Below are 1760 nucleotides of genomic sequence, written 5' to 3' on the forward strand. Positions count from 1 at the left end.
GTCTACTCCTTCGTAAATCCCTGAAATTTCACTTGAGTCAACTCCGGCAATAACTGGCCAGTTAACAAGAAAAATACCTAGTACAGCTATTCCTCTAATGATATCAATTGAGTGTATCCTCTCGCCTTGTGGAATATTTCGTGTCATTATTTTCCTCCTTATTAAGTAAATCCCTTTTATTATACAAAATGTAAGGTGAAGGGTATAGAGGAGATTTCCAATTTTTAAAACTGTTAAGATGTGCATTATGAGATATAATAAGAGTGCACAGCAAGTTTTAAACTTCTTTAAAACAGGCAGTAAAGCTCCTTTTCCCGAAGGAGCTTTCTTTTTTAGAAAATTGTTGATAATGATTCTCTTTAATGGTAAAATGTATTTAAAATTGATAATCATTATCAAAAAAGGTTGGTGTGTTAATATGGTGTATGCACTTGTTGCAGGAACGATTGCTATATATGTTGGTGTTACAAAGTATGTATTAAATGGAGTAGGAACAACAAAATGAATAATATTACATAAAATCCCTTTCATTTGTAAAAAGAATGAAAGGGATTTTTTATTTTTGATGTGAATATGCTGAAAATTTAGTATGATAATAAAGTGAAACTTTAATCAGCGGGGAGGTCTATCCCTCATTGATTATTATACCGCACGAAACGGGCTTTTACTGCCCACAAATAGCGGGATAAAGTATATACATCTTGGATAAAGGGGAACAAGGGGATGACAAACATAGTACAGACAAACGGTATGAAAAAACTTGTTTGTTTTTATGAAGAGTGGCAAAGAAACGGCGATGTAGAGAATAGTTTGAAGTTGTTTGAATTGATTCAAAAATATAAACAAGAGCAGCTTATGCTAGCTTTTTGTGGTCATTTTTCTGCGGGGAAATCGACAATGATGAATCACCTATATAAAGCGCAATTATTACCGACAAGTCCGATTCCAACGAGTGCTAACGTCGTTAAAATTGAAAGAGGATCTGATCGCGTTGTTGTAACGATTAAGTCTGGAGAACAGTATGAATATGACGGCGCATATTCAGCAGAAGAATTAAAACAAATATGTAAAGACGGTGATGAAGTAATTGGTGTTCATATTTATCGAAATGATGCGCCAATTCCTGATGGGGTTATGTTAGTTGATACGCCCGGAATTGATTCTACGGATGATGCCCACCAATTAGCGACAGAATCAACACTGCATTTAGCAGATGTTATTTTCTATATGATGGATTATAACCATGTCCAATCAGAGGTTAACTTACAATTTGTTAAAGAATTGAAACAACGTAATAAAACGGTTTATCTCGTTGTAAACCAAATAGATAAACATAAAGCAAATGAGTTATCGTTTGAAGAGTATAGAGATAGTGTAAAACAGTCTTTTTCTAACTGGGATATTGAAGTGGATGGTATTTTTTATACATCATTGCGAATGATGAATCATCCATACAATGAAATTCAAAGTTTAGAAGCATTAATTTTTTCTATCATGAAAGAAAAAGAGCAGTATGTAAGAAAGGGAATGGAGCGAGAAACAGAATATTTACTGCAAGAACATTGTTCGTTTATTCTTTCTGAAAATGAAAAACATCTTATGAAATATGAAGAAGAATTAACATCACCACTGTCACTTTCAGAGATAGTTGAAAAAAAGGAAGAGTTAACTGAAAATAAAAATCGCGCGGCTAGTAAAGAATCTGATGTGAGAAATGAATTTATAAAAGGTTTACAAGCCATATTAGATAACGCGTATTT

The 1760-nt window shown here is 33.2% G+C and carries 2 protein-coding genes and 1 pseudogene; 2 read left to right on the forward strand and 1 reads right to left on the reverse strand.

What is annotated here, in order from left to right:
• Positions 1–147: pseudogene (locus tag AC1DTM_RS25155) on the reverse strand (DUF418 domain-containing protein); the annotation flags it as partial.
• Between the two features lie 100 nt (positions 148–247).
• Between AC1DTM_RS25155 and AC1DTM_RS25160 the strand changes: the two are divergent.
• Complete coding sequence (locus AC1DTM_RS25160) at positions 248–505, forward strand: hypothetical protein (protein ID WP_002158543.1); 258 nt, start codon at positions 248–250, stop codon at positions 503–505.
• Positions 506–723: 218 nt separating this feature from the next.
• On the forward strand, positions 724–1760 hold a 1037-nt coding region (locus AC1DTM_RS25165; protein WP_477001157.1), incomplete at its 3' end, for a dynamin family protein.

It is taken from the genome of Bacillus sp. P4_D3, from assembly GCF_056401855.1.

Coding starts and splice junctions, on each gene's coding strand:
- AC1DTM_RS25160 (WP_002158543.1), top strand. CDS start 248: ATGAGATATAATAAGAGTGCACAGCAAGTTTTAAACTTCTTTAAAACA.